Annotated in this window: 16 protein-coding genes; 11 read left to right on the top strand and 5 right to left on the bottom strand. The window is 66.4% G+C overall.

All coding sequences use genetic code 11. The features are described from left to right. Positions 1-105 precede the first annotated feature (105 nt). Both DQG15_RS04290 and DQG15_RS04285 read left to right on the top strand, forming a co-directional pair. Entirely contained in the window at positions 106-1,092 is a 987-nt protein-coding gene (locus DQG15_RS04290) for a TAXI family TRAP transporter solute-binding subunit (protein WP_116083007.1), read from the top strand. 81 nt (positions 1,093-1,173) lie between these two features. Next, the gene (locus DQG15_RS04285; protein ID WP_116083006.1) at positions 1,174-3,396 is read left to right on the top strand and encodes a TRAP transporter fused permease subunit; all 2,223 of its coding nucleotides are present in this window, start codon (positions 1,174-1,176) and stop codon (positions 3,394-3,396) included. 459 nt (positions 3,397-3,855) lie between these two features. Here the strand turns inward: DQG15_RS04285 and clpA are convergent, their stop codons facing one another. Both clpA and gloB read right to left on the bottom strand, forming a co-directional pair. Beyond that, on the bottom strand, positions 3,856-6,192 hold the full coding sequence (gene clpA / locus DQG15_RS04280; protein ID WP_116083004.1) for an ATP-dependent Clp protease ATP-binding subunit ClpA: 2,337 nt from the start codon (positions 6,190-6,192) through the stop codon (positions 3,856-3,858). Positions 6,193-6,440: 248 nt separating this feature from the next. Continuing rightward, on the bottom strand, positions 6,441-7,208 hold the full coding sequence (gloB, locus tag DQG15_RS04275) for a hydroxyacylglutathione hydrolase (protein WP_116083003.1): 768 nt from the start codon (positions 7,206-7,208) through the stop codon (positions 6,441-6,443). 69 nt (positions 7,209-7,277) lie between these two features. Here gloB and DQG15_RS04270 point away from each other — a divergent pair, with 69 nt between their 5' ends. The 6 genes from DQG15_RS04270 to DQG15_RS04245 all read left to right on the top strand — a co-directional run bounded on the left by DQG15_RS04270 (position 7,278) and on the right by DQG15_RS04245 (position 13,376). After that, on the top strand, positions 7,278-8,060 hold the full coding sequence (locus tag DQG15_RS04270) for a methyltransferase domain-containing protein (protein WP_116083001.1): 783 nt from the start codon (positions 7,278-7,280) through the stop codon (positions 8,058-8,060). A gap of 421 nt (positions 8,061-8,481) precedes the next feature. Beyond that, the gene (locus tag DQG15_RS04265) at positions 8,482-9,042 is read left to right on the top strand and encodes a F0F1 ATP synthase subunit delta (RefSeq protein ID WP_116083737.1); all 561 of its coding nucleotides are present in this window, start codon (positions 8,482-8,484) and stop codon (positions 9,040-9,042) included. Beyond that, positions 9,042-10,580, top strand: a complete 1,539-nt coding sequence (gene atpA / locus DQG15_RS04260; RefSeq protein WP_116082999.1) for a F0F1 ATP synthase subunit alpha — start codon at positions 9,042-9,044, stop codon at positions 10,578-10,580. The genes DQG15_RS04265 and atpA overlap by 1 nt, the downstream gene beginning before the upstream one ends. Positions 10,581-10,603: 23 nt before the next feature. After that, the gene (locus DQG15_RS04255) at positions 10,604-11,485 is read left to right on the top strand and encodes a F0F1 ATP synthase subunit gamma (RefSeq protein WP_116082998.1); all 882 of its coding nucleotides are present in this window, start codon (positions 10,604-10,606) and stop codon (positions 11,483-11,485) included. 19 nt (positions 11,486-11,504) lie between these two features. Further along, positions 11,505-12,929, top strand: coding sequence for a F0F1 ATP synthase subunit beta (gene atpD / locus DQG15_RS04250; protein WP_116082996.1), 1,425 nt, complete (start codon positions 11,505-11,507; stop codon positions 12,927-12,929). Between the two features lie 9 nt (positions 12,930-12,938). After that, entirely contained in the window at positions 12,939-13,376 is a 438-nt protein-coding gene (locus DQG15_RS04245) for a F0F1 ATP synthase subunit epsilon (RefSeq protein WP_116082994.1), read from the top strand. 174 nt (positions 13,377-13,550) lie between these two features. Here the strand turns inward: DQG15_RS04245 and DQG15_RS04240 are convergent, their stop codons facing one another. Beyond that, on the bottom strand, positions 13,551-14,366 hold the full coding sequence (locus DQG15_RS04240; RefSeq protein ID WP_157968887.1) for a PRC-barrel domain-containing protein: 816 nt from the start codon (positions 14,364-14,366) through the stop codon (positions 13,551-13,553). A gap of 242 nt (positions 14,367-14,608) precedes the next feature. On the opposite strand from DQG15_RS04240, the gene DQG15_RS04235 reads away from it, so the two are divergent. Further along, positions 14,609-14,992: an H-type lectin domain-containing protein gene (locus DQG15_RS04235; protein WP_116082991.1), complete on the top strand. Its 384-nt coding sequence runs from the start codon at positions 14,609-14,611 to the stop codon at positions 14,990-14,992. Here the strand turns inward: DQG15_RS04235 and DQG15_RS04230 are convergent. Next, positions 14,989-15,687, bottom strand: a complete 699-nt coding sequence (locus DQG15_RS04230) for a YoaK family protein (RefSeq protein ID WP_116082989.1) — start codon at positions 15,685-15,687, stop codon at positions 14,989-14,991. The genes DQG15_RS04235 and DQG15_RS04230 overlap by 4 nt on opposite strands. A gap of 114 nt (positions 15,688-15,801) precedes the next feature. Further along, complete coding sequence (locus DQG15_RS04225; protein WP_116082987.1) at positions 15,802-16,812, bottom strand: ribose-phosphate pyrophosphokinase; 1,011 nt, start codon at positions 16,810-16,812, stop codon at positions 15,802-15,804. Positions 16,813-16,997: 185 nt separating this feature from the next. Here DQG15_RS04225 and DQG15_RS04220 point away from each other — a divergent pair, with 185 nt between their 5' ends. Beyond that, positions 16,998-17,597 (top strand): 2-hydroxychromene-2-carboxylate isomerase, encoded by a 600-nt coding sequence (locus DQG15_RS04220; RefSeq protein WP_116082986.1) that lies wholly within the window; start codon positions 16,998-17,000, stop codon positions 17,595-17,597. A gap of 3 nt (positions 17,598-17,600) precedes the next feature. Then, on the top strand, positions 17,601-18,368 hold the full coding sequence (locus DQG15_RS04215) for an alpha/beta fold hydrolase (RefSeq protein WP_232830704.1): 768 nt from the start codon (positions 17,601-17,603) through the stop codon (positions 18,366-18,368). The last annotated feature ends 3 nt before the right edge of the window (positions 18,369-18,371 follow it).

Raw genomic sequence — 18,371 nt, 5'->3', positions numbered from 1 at the left:
CCCTGCATGGGCTCAACTCGTGCCCATCGACAGACACCGGGGACGAGGAGGCGTGCAGCGCTCCCTTTCACCCCGTGCGTCGCCGTACACCAGAGGAGGACAACAATGACTTTCCGTTTCACCGCCATCGCGGCCTGCGCGCTCGCCGCGTCCCCCGCCTTCGCTCAGGATGAGTACGACCGGACGGACTGGCCATCCTCCTTCACCGTCGGCACGGCGAGCCAGGGCGGCACCTATTTCGCCTATGGTTCCGGCTGGGCCAACCTCGTCGGCGAGGAGCTCGGCCTCAGCGGCGGCGCCGAAGTGACCGGCGGCCCGATGCAGAACATGGCGCTCGTCCATACCGGCGACGCGGCCTTCGGCATGACCACGATGGGCCCCGCCCGCGAGAGCCTCGAAGGCACCAACCCCATCGCGCCCGGCCTCGAGATGACCAATGTCTGCGCGATGTTCCCGATGTACCAGACGCCGTTCTCCGTGACGGCGCTGTCCTCCTCGGGGATCGAGAGCATCTCCGATATCCCCGATGGCGCCCGGATCGGCTTCGGCCCGGCGGGCTCCACGTCGGACACGTACTTTCCGAGGATGATGGACGAGCTCGGCGTCAACTACGAGCGGCGCAACGGCGGCTGGTCCGACCTCGGCGGTCAGCTTCAGGACGGACTGCTCGACGTCATCGCCTTCGCGGCGGGCATCCCCGTCCCCGCGGTCAGCCAGCTCGAGGTGCAGACGGACGTGAACATCATCGAGTTCACCGACGAAGAGCAGCAGACGCTTCTGGACGCCTTCCCGGTCGCCGCCTTCGACATCGCGGCGGACACCTATTCCACCCTCGAGGAGCCGGCGACGTCGGTCGCGATGTGGAACTTCGCGGTGGCGAACTGCGACCTTCCGGCCTCCTTCGTCGAGGCGGTGGTGGACACCGTCATGTCCGACAACGCGCGCATGGTGAACATCCACCGCGCCGCCGAATCCACGACGCCGGAGAACGCGGACAAGAACACCGTCCTGCCCTGGCATCCGGGTGCGGCCGCGTGGTTCCGCGAGAACACCGACGCCGAGATCCCGGACGACATGGTCCACGGCGGCTGATCAGACGCTTGTACTGAAAAGGAGGCCCCGGCCGTGCGGCCGGGGCCTTCGTCACAATTGAACAGGGTGAGGGACCGAGGAATGGCCGAGAGCCGCGAAGACGAGCGCATCATCGCCGAAGGCGTCGACGAGGAGGCCATCGAGGAGAACAGGCGCCTGTTCGGCGGCTGGCGCTTCATCGCCATCGCCGTGGCGGCGGGGCTCTATGCCGCGTTCCACATGGCTGCGCTGACGGGGCTGTCGATCTCCTCCATGACCGGCGTGGACCTGCCGTTCCTGCCGACATTCCCGATGGAGACGTGGAACTTCCGGATCGTCCACGTCGCCGGCGCCCTCATGCTCGGCTTCCTGATCTATGCGCCCAATGCCTTCCCGGAGGATGCCGGTGGCGAGACGCGGATCCTCGGCCTCCTTGCCCTCGTGCTCGCCGTTCCGGCCCTTCTCGCTCTCGGCACCGCGATCTGGTTCGCCCTTCAGATCAGCGCCGGCGCGCAGTGGACCGGGATCGACGAGACCATTCGCTTCAATGAGACCTGGCTTTTCGGCGCGCCGCTCTGGATCGCCACCGGCGGCGCCATCGCGCTGAGCTGGCGTCATCGCCGCGTGCGGGAGGGCTTCGCCGCGCCCGATCTCGTCCTTGCGATCTGTGCCGTGGCCGTCGCGACCTACCTCATCACCATCTACGGCACCCTGATGCGCAACTCGACGGGCACGCCCTTCGCCCCGATCGGCATCTCCATGGCCGCCGTCGCCGGCAGCGCGCTGATCCTCGAGTTGACCCGCCGCGTCGCCGGCCTTGCCCTTGTGGTGATTTCGGCGATCTTCCTCATCTATGTCTTCGCCGGGCAGTACCTGCCGGGCTTCCTCAATTCGCCGCCCATCGAATGGACCCGTTTCTTCAGCCAGGTCTATACGGATGCCGGGATCCTGGGGCCGACCACGGCCGTCTCTTCCACCTACATCATCCTGTTCATCATCTTCGCCGCCTTCCTTCAGGCCTCGAAGGTCGGGGATTACTTCGTCAACTTCGCCTTCGCGCTCGCCGGCAAGGCCCGCGGCGGCCCGGCCAAGGTCGCGATCTTTGCCTCGGGCCTCATGGGCATGATCAACGGCACATCGGCCGGCAACGTCGTGGCCACTGGCTCGCTTACGATCCCGCTGATGAAGAAGGTCGGCTACAAGAAGAAGACCGCAGGCGCGATCGAGGCCGCCGCCTCCACGGGGGGGCAGATCGTGCCGCCGATCATGGGCGCGGGCGCCTTCATCATGGCCGAGATCACCGGCATCCCCTATACCGAGATCGCGATCGCCGCGATCATCCCGGCGATCCTCTACTTCGTTTCGGTCTACTTCATGGTGGACTTCGAAGCGGCCAAGCTCGGCATGGAAGGGATGCGCGAGGACGAGATTCCGAGCGCCCGGGCGCTGGCGAAGAAGTCCTTTCTCTTCCTGCCCATCGTCATCCTTATCGTCGCGCTGTTCATGGGCTATTCCGTGATCCGTGCCGGCGTCTACGCCACCCTTGCCGCCGTCGTCGTCAGCTGGCTGACCCGGCACAGGATGGGGCCGAGGGCCGTGGGCAAGGCCTTCGAGCTCGCCGGGATCATGTCGATCCAGATCATCGCGGTCTGCGCCTGCGCCGGCATCATCGTCGGCGTCATCAGCCTGACCGGCGTGGGAGCGCGGTTCTCCTCGCTGCTCCTCGGCCTCGCGGATGCCTCCCAGCTCCTGGCGCTCTTCTTCGCGATGTGCATCTCGATCCTGCTCGGGATGGGGATGCCGACGACGGCCGCCTACGCCGTTGCAGCCTCCGTCGTTGCGCCCGGCCTCGTCCAGCTCGGCATCCCGCCACTGACGGCGCACTTCTTCGTCTTCTACTTCGCGGTGCTCTCGGCGATCACGCCGCCCGTTGCGCTGGCCAGCTACGCGGCTGCCGGTATTTCGGGGGCGAACGCGATGGAGACCTCGACCGCCTCGTTCAAGATCGGCATCGCGGCATTCATCGTGCCGTTCATGTTCTTCTACAACTCCGCCATCCTGATGGACGGAACGTGGTTCGAGATTGCCCGGGCGGGCCTGACGGCCGTGGTCGGGGTGTTCCTTCTCTCCGCCGCCGTGCAGGGATGGTTCTTCGGTGCGCGTGCGGGGTGGATCGTGCGGGGCCTTGCGATGCTGGCAGCCCTGTCGCTGATCGAAGGGGGGCTGATGTCCGACCTTCTGGGCGTCGCGCTCGCCGTGGCGGCGGTCGGCGTGAGCCGGATGCTGTCCGGCTCGCCCGGCGCAGGAGCCAAGGCCGCCGGCTGACGGGGCAGGGGATCGCGGCCGCCCCGTCGCGCGAGGGCGGCACCGTCCCCCGAGAAGCGTGACCTGCCCCAATGGGGCGGGTCGCCGAACCGGACCTACAGCGTGGGGTCCGGAAGACGAGAACCGAGGTATCCCGGCCAGCCACGGGCTCTTACCCGAACTCAATGAAGATTCATTACGGCACTGTGTCTTGCAGTGCGGCGCCGGGACGGCTGCCCGGTGGGGCCTTTGGTCACGGCAGAGCGCGTCCGCGGGCCCGCCGCAGCCTGCGGCCTTTTCGGTCATTCGCCATCGTTCTGCAGGTGATGTCCTGACCGCCGGGTCCCGGGGACCCGGTCTGCAAGTCAACCGGTCAATCGAGGACGAACGCCTGCGCGTGTGCCTGGGAGGCAAGGGCAGTGGCAAGCGGGCACGAAAAAGGGGGCGCCCGAAGGCGCCCCCTGTTCGGTCGTGCGAGACTCACTCCGCCGTCAGAAGGGGCGGCTTGCGGGAGGAGAGCTGCCTCTTCTTCGGCTCTTCCACCTCGAGGTCGATTGCGTCGCCCTTGATCGTCACGCGGACATTGCCGCCCTTGACGAGCTTGCCGAAAAGAAGCTCCTCGGCGAGCGGCTTCTTGATGTTCTCCTGAATGACACGACCGAGCGGGCGGGCCCCCATCTTGTCGTCGTAGCCCCGGTCGGCCAGCCATTCGGCAGCCGGTTTGGTGAGCTCGATGGTGACGCCGCGATCCAGAAGCTGTGCTTCGAGCTGCAGGACGAACTTCTCGACGACCTGAAGGATGACCTCCTTCGGCAGGGCGCCGAAGCTGATCACCGCATCAAGACGGTTGCGGAATTCAGGCGTAAAGGTGCGCTCGATGGCGGCGGTATCCTCACCTTCGCGCTTGTCCCGGCCGAAACCGATGGCGGCCTTCTGCATGTCCGACGCGCCGGCATTCGACGTCATGATCAGAACGACATTCCGGAAGTCCACCGAGCGGCCGTTGTGGTCCGTCAGCTTGCCGTGATCCATCACCTGCAACAGGATGTTGAACACGTCCGGGTGCGCCTTCTCGATCTCGTCGAGCAGCAGGACGCAGTGGGGATGCTGGTCGACGCCATCCGTCAGCATGCCGCCCTGGTCGAACCCGACATAGCCCGGAGGCGCGCCGATAAGGCGGGAAACGGCGTGCTTCTCCATGTACTCGGACATGTCGAAGCGCAGCATCTCGACACCCAGCGTCTCCGCCAGTTGCTTGGCCACCTCCGTCTTGCCGACGCCTGTGGGGCCGGCGAAGAGGTAGTTGCCGATCGGCTTCTCGGGCTCCCGCAGGCCGGCGCGCGCCAGCTTGATCGCGGAGGACAGCGCGTCGATGGCCGCGTCCTGACCGAAGACCACCCGCTTGAGAGCGGCGTCGAGGTCCTTCAGCACCTCCGCATCGTCCTTGGAGACGTTCTTGGGCGGAATGCGGGCGATCTTGGCGACGACGGCCTCGATCTCCTTGGTGCCGATTGTCTTGCGCCGCTTGCTTTCCGACAGAAGGTGCTGCGCCGCGCCGGCCTCGTCGATCACGTCGATCGCCTTGTCCGGCAGTTTGCGGTCATGGATGTAGCGCGAGGAGAGTTCCACCGCCGTCTTGATTGCTTCGTTGGTGTACTTGATCTCGTGATGGTCCTCGAAATACGGCTTCAGACCCTTCAGGATCTTCACGCTGTCTTCGACGGACGGTTCGTTGACGTCGATCTTCTGGAACCGGCGGGACAGGGCCCGATCCTTCTCGAAGTGCTGGCGGAACTCCTTGTAGGTGGTGGAGCCCATGCAGCGCAGCTTGCCGCCCTGCAGCGCGGGTTTCAGCAGGTTGGACGCATCCATCGCGCCGCCAGATGTCGCGCCGGCGCCGATGACGGTATGGATCTCGTCGATGAACAGGATCGCGTCGGGATGTTCCTCGAGTTCCGTCATGACGGACTTCAGGCGCTCCTCGAAATCCCCACGGTAGCGGGTGCCAGCGAGGAGGGCGCCCATGTCGAGCGAGTAGATCGTGGTGCCGGACAGCACCTCGGGCGTTTCGCCGGACACGATCTTCCGCGCGAGACCCTCGGCGATGGCGGTCTTGCCGACACCGGGATCACCCACGAGGAGTGGGTTGTTCTTGCGGCGGCGGCAGAGGACCTGCACGCAGCGCTCGACCTCCGAAGACCGGCCGATGAGCGGGTCCACGTTGCCCTTGCGGGCCTTCACGTTGAGATCGACGCAGTACTTGCCGAGCGCGCTTTCCTTGGAGGCATCCTCCTGCTGCGGTTCGGCCTGGGCGGTCTCCGCATCCTCGTCATCCTCGGAGGCCCCCGTGACGGGGCGGCTTTCACCGAAGGAGGGGTTCTTCGCGACGCCGTGCGCGATGAAGTTCACCGCGTCGTAACGGGTCATTTCCTGCTCCTGCAGGAAATAGGCCGCATTCGATTCGCGTTCGGCGAAGATCGCGACGAGCACGTTGGCGCCCGTCACCTCGGTGCGGCCGGAGCTCTGGACGTGGATCGCGGCGCGCTGGATGACGCGCTGGAACGCGGCGGTCGGCACAGCTTCGGACCCTTCGATCTCTGTGACGAGGGTCGACAGGTCGTCGTCGATATATTCATCCAGGGTCTTGCGGAGGCTGCTGAGGTCCACGTCGCACGCCCGCATGACCTTGGCCGCGTCGGGCTCGTCGATCAGGGCGAGGAGCAGATGCTCCAGCGTGGCGAATTCATGGCGTTTGGCGTTGGCGATGGCCAGCGCCGCGTGGATGGCATGCTCGAGGGTATTCGAAAACGACGGCACGTTGCGTGCTCCTTTCCTCATCGGGGCCGAACGAAGGGGGGCGGGCCCGCCTTCTCCAACCGTGGCCTCATGATCTTAAAGTTTGGTTGGTGGACGCCACGCTTCAAGTGTTTTCTTGCCTTGCACGGCCCGGTTGGGGCCTTCGTGCACGAATTGTGATCGAACGGGCCGCGTCGCGGGCCGCCGGACCGGCTGAACACCCGTCCCCGGCACCCCCGGCTCGTCCGATGCACCAGAGGCGCGAGCGCTCAGAAATTGTCCTTCCTGCGCCGGATCTCGGCAAACACCTCGGCATCCGAGGCATCTTCCATGCCGAGGCCCGACCGGATGGCCGGGTCGCCGGCGCGGAGGAAGGGGTTGGTCTCCTTTTCCTCGGCGAGGCTGGAGGGGACGGTTGCGTCACCCTTGGCGCGGGCCGCTTCGATCTGACCGGAGCGTCGGGCGAGGGCGGGGTTCTCGGGGTCCACCGTCATCGCGAAGCGGGCGTTGGCGGCGGTGTATTCGTGGCCGGAATAGACAATGGTGTCCTGCGGCAGGGCCGCGAGTTTGCGTAAGGATGTCCACATGGTGTCGGCATCGCCTTCAAACAAGCGCCCGCACCCCATCGCCATCAGGCTGTCCGCGGTGAAGACGGCGTCCGATCCGGGAAAGTGGAAGGCCACATGGCCCATCGTATGGCCCGAGACGTCGATCACGCGGCCCTTCTCGCCGCCGATCATGATCTCGTCGCCCTCCTCGACCTCGACATCGAGCGGGGGCAGGCGGTGCGCATCCGCCTTTGCACCGATGACGCGCGGGGACCAGTGGGTGCGCAGCGCCTCGAGGCCGCCGACATGGTCGGAATGGTGGTGGGTGATGAAGACCTTGCCGAGCTCCCACCCCCTGGCCTCGAGAACGGACTGGATCGGGCCGGCTTCGGGCACGTCGATCACGGCGGTGTCGTTCGTGACGGGGTCGTGAGCGATGAAGGCGTAATTGTCAGAGAGGCAGGGGACGGTGACGATTTCGAGCGGCACGGCGTTTCCTTTCCGCGGTGCTTGGGTAAGGTGTAGGCACTTCACCTAGCCGGGGACGCCGCCGCCTCAATGCATCTCGACGTATTGGATCTGAGGACTTTCTACTACCGGACCCAGCTGGGGCGCGTGGCGCAGCGCGCGGTGCGTCATCAGGTCGCTGCGCTCTGGGACGTCGAGCGTGCGCGCGGGCAGACCATCGCGGGCTACGGCTTCGCGGTGCCGCTCCTCCGGCCCTACATGGGAAGCGCACGGCGCGTGATCGGACTGATGCCGGGGCCGCAGGGCGTGATGCCGTGGCCGGCCGGTATGCCGAATCTCTCCGTCCTCTGCGAGGAGACCATGTGGCCGCTCGAGACGGGCCGGGTGGACCGGCTGATCGTCATGCACGGGCTGGAGACGTCGGAGCACCCGCCGGCGCTCCTCGAGGAATGCGCCCGGGTCTTGGGTCCGGGAGGGAAGGCGCTCTTCATCGTTCCGAACCGGGCCGGCCTCTGGGCCCGCCGGGATCGCACGCCCTTCGGCTACGGTCGCCCCTATTCGCTGTCCCAGCTCGAGGCGCAACTGAGCCGCCACGGCTTCGCCGCCGAACGCCATTCCGCCGCGCTCTTCTCGCCGCCGTCCTCGCGCCGCTTCTGGCTGCGGTCGGCGGATCTGCTGGAGCGGGTGGGGCGGCGCGTCTCCTCCTACTTCGCGGGCGGAGTGATCCTCGTGGAGGCCAGCAAGCAGGTCACGATGCCGCGCGCCCCTGGCGTCCGCGACATGGTTCGACGTCCGCTCGACGTGCTGGAGGGAGCCAAGCAGCCCGGAACCGCCGGGGCAACGTCCCGGATCAATAAGGGCATCGGGCGCTAAGGCGAGGCGGGACGGCATGTCTTCCCGCGGCACCGCCCGACCGGCGCCCGCGAGCAGGGATCGCGCTTTGCGCGTCGGATCCGCACACTCCACCCCTGATTGATATCCGCGCTGCATCGGCTCCGCTGCACCGGCGCGGGCAGGGGAGTCCCGGTGCCGTACCGCCTCCCGCCCATAAAAAACTCCGCCCCGGTCGCCCGAAACACTACGTCAGGCAAGTAAACAACGGGTTTCGAAGCATGAAGATAGGCGGGCAATAGAGTTGCGCGGCCCGAACCATGCTGCTAGACCCCCTCTCGATCTGACGGGGGCCGGTCGCGGCGCCCGTCGTTGTTTGCCCGGTCCTTCCATCGCGGGGGCCGGGACGCCATTCAACGATCCGGGCCGGCCACGATCGCGGCCGACAAACGAAGGGGTGGACGTGTCCGAAACGGCTTCGATTTCAAACAGTATCGCCGGGCGCTATGCCGCTGCCCTGTTCGATCTGGCCAAGGGCGAGGGTAAGCTCGACGTCCTCGAGCGGGATGTGGACACGCTGGCGGCCGCGCTCGACCAGAGCGCCGATCTGCGCGAGCTGATCCATTCGCCGGTCTACACCCGGCAGGAGCAGCGCACGGGCGTTCTCGCCGTGGGCGAGAAGGCGGGCCTCGATCCGCTGACCCGCAACACGCTCGGACTGATGGCCGACAACCGCCGCCTCTTCGCGCTGCCCCAGTTCGTCGCCGCCGCGCGGGAGATGATCGCTGAGGACAAGGGCGAGGTGACGGCCGACGTGACCTCCGCCATCGAACTGGACGACAGCCAGCGCGGACGTCTCGCCGAGACGCTGAAGTCCCGCTTCGGCAAGGATATCAAACTGAACACGACCGTCGACGATAGCCTCATCGGCGGTCTTATCGTGAAGGTGGGCTCCAAGATGATCGACACGTCGGTCCGCGCCAGGCTCGCCGCGCTTCGCAATTCGATGAAAGAGGTCGGGTGATGGCACTGCAAGCCGCGGAAATTTCCGCGATCCTCAAGGACCAGATCAAGAATTTCGGCCAAGAGGCCGAAGTGGCCGAGGTCGGCCGCGTCCTGTCCGTCGGTGACGGCATCGCGCGTGTTCATGGCCTCGACAACATCCAGGCCGGTGAAATGGTCGAATTCCCGGGCGGAATTCAGGGGATGGCGCTGAACCTCGAGATCGACAACGTCGGCGTCGTCATCTTCGGCTCCGACCGGACGATCTCCGAAGGTGACGTGGTCAAGCGGACCAACTCCATCGTGGACGTTCCGGTGGGCGATGCCCTCCTCGGCCGCGTGGTCGACGCTCTCGGCGATCCCGTCGACGGCAAGGGCGATGTCGCCGCCTCAGAGCGCCGCGTGGCGGACGTGAAGGCCCCGGGCATCATCCCGCGCAAGTCGGTTCACGAGCCGATGGCGACCGGCCTCAAGGCCATCGACGCGATGATCCCGATCGGCCGTGGCCAGCGGGAACTGATCATCGGCGACCGCCAGACCGGCAAGACCGCCGTGGCGCTCGACGCGATCCTCAACCAGAAGAGCTACAACGAAGCCGCTGGCGACGACGAGAGCAAGAAGCTCTACTGCATCTACGTCGCCGTCGGTCAGAAGCGCTCCACGGTCGCCCAGCTTCTCAAGAAGCTCGAGGAAACCGGCGCCATCGAGTACACCACCGTCGTCGCCGCGACGGCGTCCGACCCGGCGCCGATGCAGTACCTCGCGCCCTACACCGCGACCGCGATGGCCGAGTACTACCGCGACAACGGCCGCCACGCGCTGATCATCTACGACGATCTGTCCAAGCAGGCCGTGTCCTACCGCCAGATGTCCCTGCTGCTGCGCCGCCCGCCGGGCCGCGAAGCCTATCCGGGTGACGTGTTCTACCTGCACTCCCGGCTTCTGGAGCGCTCGGCCAAGCTCAACGAGGAGCATGGCGCAGGCTCGCTCACCGCGCTGCCGATCATCGAGACGCAGGCCGGCGACGTGTCCGCCTACATCCCGACGAACGTGATCTCGATCACCGATGGCCAGATCTTCCTCGAGACCGACCTGTTCTACCAGGGCATCCGTCCTGCCGTGAACACCGGCCTCTCGGTCAGCCGCGTGGGCTCCGCCGCCCAGACGAACGCGATGAAGTCGGTCGCCGGTCCGGTGAAGCTGGAGCTCGCGCAGTACCGCGAGATGGCCGCCTTCGCCCAGTTCGGCTCCGATCTCGACGCGTCGACCCAGCGGCTTCTGAACCGTGGTGCGCGTCTGACCGAGCTGATGAAGCAGCAGCAGTATTCTCCGCTGACCAACGCCGAGATCGTCTGCGTCATCTTCGCCGGTACGCAGGGCTATCTCGACAAGGTCGCCGTGAAGGATGTCAGCCGGTTCGAGAAGGGCTTCCTGCAGTTCCTGCGCAGCAAGCATGCCGATCTGCTGGACTGGATCACCACCGAGGACCCGAAGATCAAGGGCGACGCCGCCGACCGCATCAAGACGGTCATCGACGAGTTCGCGAAGGACTTCGCCTGATCGCGGATCGCCAGGAGCACTGAATGCCCAGTCTCAAAGACCTCAGAAACCGGATCGACAGCGTCAAGTCGACCCGGAAGATCACCAAGGCGATGCAGATGGTCGCCGCCGCCAAGCTGCGCCGTGCGCAGGAGGCGGCGGAGGCCGCGCGCCCCTATGCCGAGCGCATGGAACGGGTGATTGCAGGCCTCGCAAAGTCCGTCGAAGGATCGGAGGGCGCGCCGCGCCTTCTGTCCGGAACCGGCCAGGACGAGACGCGCCTGATGGTCGTCATGACCTCCGAGCGCGGCCTCTGCGGCGGCTTCAACTCGAACATCGTCAAGATTGCACGCAAGGCGATCCGCGATGCGCAGGCGGACGGCAAGACCGTCAAGATCCTGACCGTCGGCAAGAAGGGGCGTGACCAGCTCCGCCGCGATTTCAAGGATCTCTTCGTCGGCCACCATGACCTGAGCGAGGTCAAGCGCCTCGGTTACGGCGATGCGCAGAAGGTCGCGAAGGATATCCTCGATCGGTTCGATGCCGGCGAGTTCGACGTGGCGACACTGTTCTATGGCGAGTTCGAGAACGTCGTCGTCCAGAACCCGACCGCGCAGCAGATCATCCCGGCCGATACTTCCGGCATGGATGCGGGCGACGAAGGCGATGCGACGCTCTACGACTACGAGCCGAGCGAGGAGGAGATCCTTGCGGATCTGCTGCCCCGTGCCGTGGCGACCCAGGTCTTCACGGCGCTCCTCGAGAACGCCGCGTCCGAGCAGGGCGCACGCATGTCGGCCATGGACAACGCCACGCGCAACGCGGGTGACATGATCGACGACCTGACCATCGAGTTCAACCGATCGCGCCAGGCCGTCATCACCAACGAGCTGATCGAGATCATTTCGGGCGCCGAGGCGCTCTGACGAGACGGAGAGACCGAATATGGCAAACCCAACTGGCAAAGTGACCCAGGTCATCGGCGCCGTCGTGGACGTCCGCTTCGACGGCCACCTGCCCGAGATCCTGAACGCGCTGGAGCTGGACAACAACGGCAAGCGCCTCGTCCTCGAGGTCGCCCAGCACCTCGGCGAGAGCACCGTTCGCGCCATCGCGATGGACAGCACCGAAGGCCTCGTTCGCGGCCAGGCCGTGACGGACCTCGGCACGCCGATTTCCGTTCCGGTGGGCGACGCGACCCTCGGGCGGATCATGAACGTCGTCGGTGAACCCGTGGACGAGAAGGGCCCGGTGAACGCCGCCGAGACCCGCCCGATCCACGCAGAGGCCCCGCCGTTCGCGGCTCAGGCGACCTCGTCCGACATCCTCGTGACCGGCATCAAGGTCATCGACCTGCTCGCCCCCTATTCGAAGGGCGGCAAGATCGGCCTCTTCGGCGGTGCGGGCGTCGGCAAGACGGTTCTCATCCAGGAACTGATCAACAACATCGCGAAGGTGCACTCGGGGTACTCCGTGTTCGCCGGCGTCGGCGAGCGGACCCGTGAGGGCAATGACCTCTACTACGAGTTCATCGAATCCGGCGTCATCGACGAGAACGACCTGTCCAAGTCCAAGGTGGCACTGGTCTACGGCCAGATGAACGAGCCGCCGGGAGCGCGGATGCGCGTCGCTCTGTCTGGCCTGACCATGGCCGAGCAGTTCCGCGACCAGTCGGGCACGGACGTGCTGTTCTTCGTGGACAACATCTTCCGCTTCACGCAGGCGGGCTCCGAGGTGTCGGCGCTTCTTGGCCGCATCCCCTCCGCCGTGGGCTACCAGCCGACGCTCGCGACCGACATGGGCGCGATGCAGGAGCGGATCACCTCCACGAATGCCGGCTCGATCACCTCGGTTCAGGCGATCTACGTGCCCGCGGACGACCTGACCGACCCCGCGCCGGCCACGTCCTTCGCCCACCTCGACGCGACTACGGTTCTCAGCCGCGCGATCTCCGAGCTCGGCATCTACCCGGCCGTGGACCCGCTCGACTCCACCTCGCGGATCCTCGATCCGCAGGTCGTCGGCGAGGAGCACTACCAGGTTGCCCGTGACGTTCAGGGTATCCTCCAGCGCTACAAGGCGCTTCAGGACATCATCGCCATCCTCGGGATGGACGAGCTTTCCGAGGAGGACAAGCTGACCGTGGCCCGTGCCCGGAAGATCCAGCGCTTCCTGTCGCAGCCGTTCGACGTGGCCCAGGTCTTCACCGGTTTCCCCGGCGTGCAGGTTCCGCTCGACAAGACGATCGCCTCCTTCAAGGCTGTCGTCGCCGGCGAGTACGATCACCTGCCCGAGAGCGCCTTCTACATGGTCGGCGATATCGACGAGGCGGTCGCGAAGGCCGAGAAGATGGCCGCGGACGCGGCGTAAGGAGGCCAGATGGCTGACACGATGCAGGTCGATCTCGTCTCGCCGGAGCGCATGGTTGCTTCCGTGCAGGCGAGTGAAGTGCGCATTCCGGGGGCGGACGGCGATCTGACGGCGATGCCCGATCACTCGCCGCTGATCACCACGCTCCGTCCGGGCGTCCTCGTCATCGTCACCGGTGGCAAGGAAGAGAAGTATCTCGTCACGGGCGGCTTCGCGGAGATCGGCAAGGAGGGTACGTCCATCCTCGCCGAGCGCGCGCATCATGCCGACGAGGTGAGCCAGGAGATGATCGACCAGATGGTCGAGGAGGCGCATCAGGAATACGGCCGTGCCAAGGAAACTTGGCAGAACGAGCCGGGCCCGGTCGATGACGCAGCCAAGCTCCTGTCCGACATGGTCGCCGCCGGCGAGCATATCGGGCTCAGCCCGAAGCAGCCCTCTCTCTGAGGTAAGCGCTCACAGCTTTACGAAAGGCCCCGCGGGTTCACCCGGCGGGGCCTTTCTCGTTTCCGGGCATGGGGCCCGAAGCGGAGTTCGCTGCGTGACCCTCTGAACGTCGAAAGGCCCCGCGGGGCAAACCCGCGGGGCCTTCCGTCTGATCGCCGAAACGACCAGGCTGGATCAGTTGGCAGCCGGTGCCGTCTCGCCGGCGGGTGCCGTCTCGCCAGCGGGTGCCATCGGCTCTGCGGTGCCATCGACCGGGGCAACGCCGCCGTCCATGGCGCCGGTGGAACCGCCCATCGTGTCCGTCGCCGGCATCGGTGCCTGCTGGCGCTCACGGAAGACGTATTCCGGAGCCGCATCGGCCTCCTCGCGGGTCAGGTCGAGGGTGATTTCCCGGCCGTCGTTGTTGATGTTCAGTTCTTCCCAGTTGACGGCGATCTGCTTCGCGCCGATCCCGAGGAAGCCGCCCACGGAAACGATGGCGGACGTGATTTCACCGGCCTCTGCATCGAGCATGACGTCGTTGATATCACCGATGGTTTCGCCGTCGAGGGACGTCACAGTCGCACCCATGATCCAATCGCCGCGAAGCTCGGGAGCCTGCTGCTCGGTCTCGACGACCTCGGAATTGGCTTCCGGCGCAGCGACCTCGGCATCGGCTTCCATCTCGGCGTCCGGTGCGGCATCCATGTCGGCCTCAGCGTCCATGTCGCCTTCGGCATCCATGTCGGCCTCAGCGTCCATGTCGCCCTCGGCTTCCATGTCGGCTTCGGCATCCATGTCGCCCTCGGCTTCCATGTCAGCTTCGGCGTCCATGTCGCCTTCGGTCGTCGCTTCGGCGTCGGTTTCGCCGTCGGTCACGATGATCTGGCCGCCGTCTTCGGCCTGACCTTCAGTGACTTCCTCATCAGAATTCGTTGCGGCGTCCTGCGCCGCGAGCGGAACAAACGTGAGAGGCAGGATGGCCGTCGTTGCAATCAATGTCTTCCACATGGATTCTCTCCCTTTCGGGCGGCGCGAACAGGTGCGGGCCGCCATCTTACGAGGAGCCAAACGCCGCAAACTCCGTTTGGGATCTCAGTGACTTGCGCGATAAGCTGGTATTGGCCGGCGGCCTGTGTTTCATCGGCGGAACTCTGCCGGGTTTCATGGCCGGGCCTGCGTGCCCGGTGCCGATCGAGCGCTATGACGCCCGGGTCCCGGTATGTTCGGTTCGGCGAGGAAGGTGGCCGGTAATGAGGTTCATGCGAAATCACCTGATCGGCGTCGATCAGGGCAGTCTCGTTCTCTTCAGCGATTTCGAGACGGGAGGGCCGATGTGGACCGGGACGGGGCCGCGCGCCGTCGAGACACGGGTGCGGTTTTCAGAGACCTTTCGCGCCATCCCGTCGGTGCACGTCTCGCTCGCCATGTTCGATTTTGGCCGCGGCGCCAATCAACGGGCCGACGTGAGCGCGGAGGCGGTCGACGTTGCCGGGTTCACACTCGTGTTCCGCACGTGGAGCGACACGCGCGTTGCCCGCGTCCGGGCGAGTTGGATGGCCATCGGAGAGGCGGCGCATAACGACGACTGGGAAGGGCTCTACGACGACGCGTCGGGTAACGGGGCCGAAGATTAGGCAGAGCGCCCCGCGCGGCAGATTTCGGGCACAGAGACCAGCAATAGCGCCGCGCCTGCGAGGATGAAGAGCCAGTGGCCGATCAGCGCGAAAATCAGCGTTCCCGCCACACCCCCGGCGGCGAACGCGGTGAGCGTCAGGAGGTGGAGCTTCAGCTTGGGCAGCGCCTTGGCCCGGGCCGCGCCGCGCTCGGTCAACGCCGCGAGCTCGATCCCCACGTCGGTCGCCATGCCGGAGACATGGGTCGTACGGACCTGCGCACCCGAGATCATCGTCGTCACGGCGTTCTGCAGGCCCATCACGAAGCTGAGGACCACCATCAGGTGCATCTCCCCGGCGGTCCCGGGGCGGGCGAGGAGGAGGATGCCGAGGGGCACGAGGATGGCCGCCTCCGCCGCGATGGCGAGCGCATAGACCGAGCGGACGCGGTGCCGCTCGCCCGTCCGGACCGCGAAGGCGGCGAGGCCTGCGCCGCAGATGAAGGCCGCCACCAGCCCCGCAAAGGACAGAGCGAGGAGAATGTCCTGCCGCCCGAGATACTCGGCGAACATCGAGATGTTGCCGGTCATGTTCGCTGTGAAGGACCCTGCGACGAGGAAGCCGACGGCGTTCAGCGCACCGGCGATGAGGGACATGACACCGGCCAGGGCCAGGTCGATGGTCTCTGTGCGATCTTCGCCGACATGGATCAGCATGGGCCGGTTCCATCCCCTCCGGATGGGGCGGTGTTAGGGCAGGGGCACGCGAGGCGTAAGGTGACGTCGTGCCTCACGGCCCGAAAGACCGGCCCCGATCTGGCCGGCTCCCGGTCAGTACATGCCTTCGTAGATCGCCGAGAGCGTCTCGTGCTCGAACAGGGACGACACGGAAGTGCCGTTCCAGATGTTCAGGATGGCCTGGGCGAACATCGGCGCGGTGGGGACGATGCGGATGTTGCGCGCATTCAGGACGGCGTCCGACGGCTCGATGGAATCCGTGATCACGAGGGACTTCATTACCGATTTCTCGATCCGCTCGATGGCGGGGCCGGAGAGCACGCCGTGGGTGATATAGGAATGCACTTCGCCCGCGCCGGCCTCGACCAGCGTCTCGGCCGCCTTGCAAAGCGTTCCCGCAGTATCGCAGATATCGTCCACGATGATGCAGATCTGGTCCTCGACATCGCCGATCACCGTCATCTCCGCCACTTCTCCCGCCTTCTCGCGGCGCTTGTCCACGATGGCGAGCGCGCAGCCGATCCGCTGGGCGAGGTCCCGTGCGCGGGCCACGCCGCCGACATCGGGAGAGACGATGGTGATCTTGTCCTTCCGGTCCTTGAACTGGTTCAGCACGTCGAGCGCGAAGACGGGGGAGGAGTACAGGTTGTCCACCGGGAGATCGAAGAAGCCCTGGATCTGCGCTGCGTGGAGATCCATCGTCAGGACCCGGTCGATGCCGGCCGTCGCGATCATGTTGGCCACGAGCTTGGCGCTGATCGGCGTGCGGGCCTTGGTGCGGCGATCCTGCCTGGCATAGCCGAAATACGGGATCACGGCGGTGATGCGAGCAGCCGAGGAGCGCTTGAGCGCGTCGGCCATGATCAGGAGCTCCATCAGGTTGTCGTTCGCGGGGCGGGACGTCGGCTGGACGATGAACATGTCCTCTCCCCGGACGTTCTCGAACACCTCGACGAAGATTTCCTGATCGTTGAACCGCTCGACCCTGGCATCCACGAGGCCCACCGTCATTCCCCGGTGCATCGAAACCCGCCTGACGATCCCGCGCGCCAATGTGAGATTCGAATTGCCCGCGATGAGCTTCGGCTGGGTCATGTTCTTCATGGGGGGACCTTTTGTGGCGATTCGCGTGGGAGCATCGAGCGCGCCCTCGCCATACGGCCCTGCGCTGCCGATGGGAACCGCCGGTAGCGCTCCCGGCCCCTTGCGGGCGCGCGTAAGGCCTTGTTCGTGGCCGTGAGGCCGCTAGGGTCGCCAAAATTTACCACGAGCGGCGGGAGGCCCCGAGCATGGCCGGACTGGACTATTACTTCACGACGATCTCGCCCTTCGTCTATCTCGCGGGCCAAAGGCTCGAGGAGATCGCCGCGCGGCACGGTCTGACCGTCACCTACAAGCCGGTGGATCCGATGGCCCTCTTTGCCCGGACCGGGGGGACGCCGCCCGCCGAGCGGCATCCCAACCGGCAGGCGCTCAGGCTGCAGGAACTGCGCCGCCAGTCGAGGAAGCGGGGGCTGGAGCTGAACGAGAGACCGGCCTTCTTCCCGGCCAACCCGGCCCCGTCGGCCTACGCGATCATCGCGGCACAGGAAGCCGGCGGCGGCGATCTGGGCGCTCTCGTCCATGCACTCGCCCGCGCCTGCTGGGCCGAGGAAAAGGACGTCTCCGAGGACGAGGTGATCAAGGCCGCGCTCTCAGAGGCCGGATTCGATCCCGCCCTTGCCGATAGCGGCCTCCTTCTCGGCGCGGAAACCTATCCGCGGAACCTTGAGGAGGCGGTCGGCGCCGGCGTCTTCGGGGTCCCGTTCTACATCACGCAGGGCGGTGAACGGTTCTGGGGCCAGGATCGGCTCGAGGACCTGGACGCCCACCTTTCGGGCGAGCTCTGAGGCGTGGAGGGCGTACATCGCTTCGGACAGGGGCCTGAGACGGCCCTCGCGCTCCATTGCGCTCTCGCCAGCGGCATGGCGTGGCGCGGCGTCGGAGAGCGGCTCGGGGACCTCCTCACCCTGACCGCGCCCGATCATCCCGGCCACGGCACCGCGCCGGACTGGGACGGGACCGGGGAGTACGGCGCCGTGGCGCTTGAGCGCGCGCTTGAGGCCATGGACGGGCCGGGCGTCCTCATCGGGCATTCCTTCGGCGGCGTGGTCGCGCTGCGCCTTGCCGCGGCACGCCCCGATCTGGTCCGCCGTCTCGTCCTGATCGAGCCCGTGTGGTTCCGCGCGGCGGAAGGCACGGAGGCGTTCGAGCAGCTCCAGGCGGACATGGTGGGACTGGCCGCGAAGCTGGAGGAGGGGCCGGAGCCCGCCGCGCGATACTTCACCGACATCTGGGGCACCGGTCGTCCGTGGGAGGCGCTCGACGCCCGCACGAGAGCCTATACGGCGGACCGAATGCACCTCGTCATCGCCGCCGAGACCGGAAATTTCGGCGATCCCGCAGGGCTTGCGGCTCCGGGGGGGCTCGAAGGGCTGACCATGCCGGTCCTCCTTGCCGCGGGCTCCGAAAGTCACCCGGTGCAGCGCGCGGTGAACGACGCGCTCGCGGCGCGGCTGCCGCACGCGCGGCAGGTGATCTGGGACGGGGCAGGGCACCTCGCCCCGATCACGAAGCCGGACGTCGTTGCCAGGACGCTGAGGGAGTTCCTGACGGAGTGATCC

Source organism: Tropicimonas sp. IMCC34011 (assembly GCF_003390865.1).
Classification (GTDB): domain Bacteria; phylum Pseudomonadota; class Alphaproteobacteria; order Rhodobacterales; family Rhodobacteraceae; genus Tropicimonas_B.
Note: the sequence above shows the minus strand (reverse complement) of the source record. Positions and strands in the feature narration are given on the sequence as shown.

Excerpts from the sequence above, each read along its gene's own strand:
- DQG15_RS04290 (WP_116083007.1), top strand. The coding sequence starts at position 106 with ATGACTTTCCGTTTCACCGCCATCGCGGCCTGCGCGCTCGCCGCGTCC.
- DQG15_RS04285 (WP_116083006.1), top strand. The coding sequence starts at position 1,174 with ATGGCCGAGAGCCGCGAAGACGAGCGCATCATCGCCGAAGGCGTCGAC.
- DQG15_RS04270 (WP_116083001.1), top strand. The coding sequence starts at position 7,278 with ATGCATCTCGACGTATTGGATCTGAGGACTTTCTACTACCGGACCCAG.
- atpA (WP_116082999.1), top strand. The coding sequence starts at position 9,042 with ATGGCACTGCAAGCCGCGGAAATTTCCGCGATCCTCAAGGACCAGATC.
- DQG15_RS04255 (WP_116082998.1), top strand. The coding sequence starts at position 10,604 with ATGCCCAGTCTCAAAGACCTCAGAAACCGGATCGACAGCGTCAAGTCG.
- atpD (WP_116082996.1), top strand. The coding sequence starts at position 11,505 with ATGGCAAACCCAACTGGCAAAGTGACCCAGGTCATCGGCGCCGTCGTG.
- DQG15_RS04245 (WP_116082994.1), top strand. The coding sequence starts at position 12,939 with ATGGCTGACACGATGCAGGTCGATCTCGTCTCGCCGGAGCGCATGGTT.
- DQG15_RS04240 (WP_157968887.1), bottom strand. The coding sequence starts at position 14,366 with ATGTGGAAGACATTGATTGCAACGACGGCCATCCTGCCTCTCACGTTT.
- DQG15_RS04235 (WP_116082991.1), top strand. The coding sequence starts at position 14,609 with ATGAGGTTCATGCGAAATCACCTGATCGGCGTCGATCAGGGCAGTCTC.
- DQG15_RS04230 (WP_116082989.1), bottom strand. The coding sequence starts at position 15,687 with ATGCTGATCCATGTCGGCGAAGATCGCACAGAGACCATCGACCTGGCC.
- DQG15_RS04225 (WP_116082987.1), bottom strand. The coding sequence starts at position 16,812 with ATGAAGAACATGACCCAGCCGAAGCTCATCGCGGGCAATTCGAATCTC.
- DQG15_RS04220 (WP_116082986.1), top strand. The coding sequence starts at position 16,998 with ATGGCCGGACTGGACTATTACTTCACGACGATCTCGCCCTTCGTCTAT.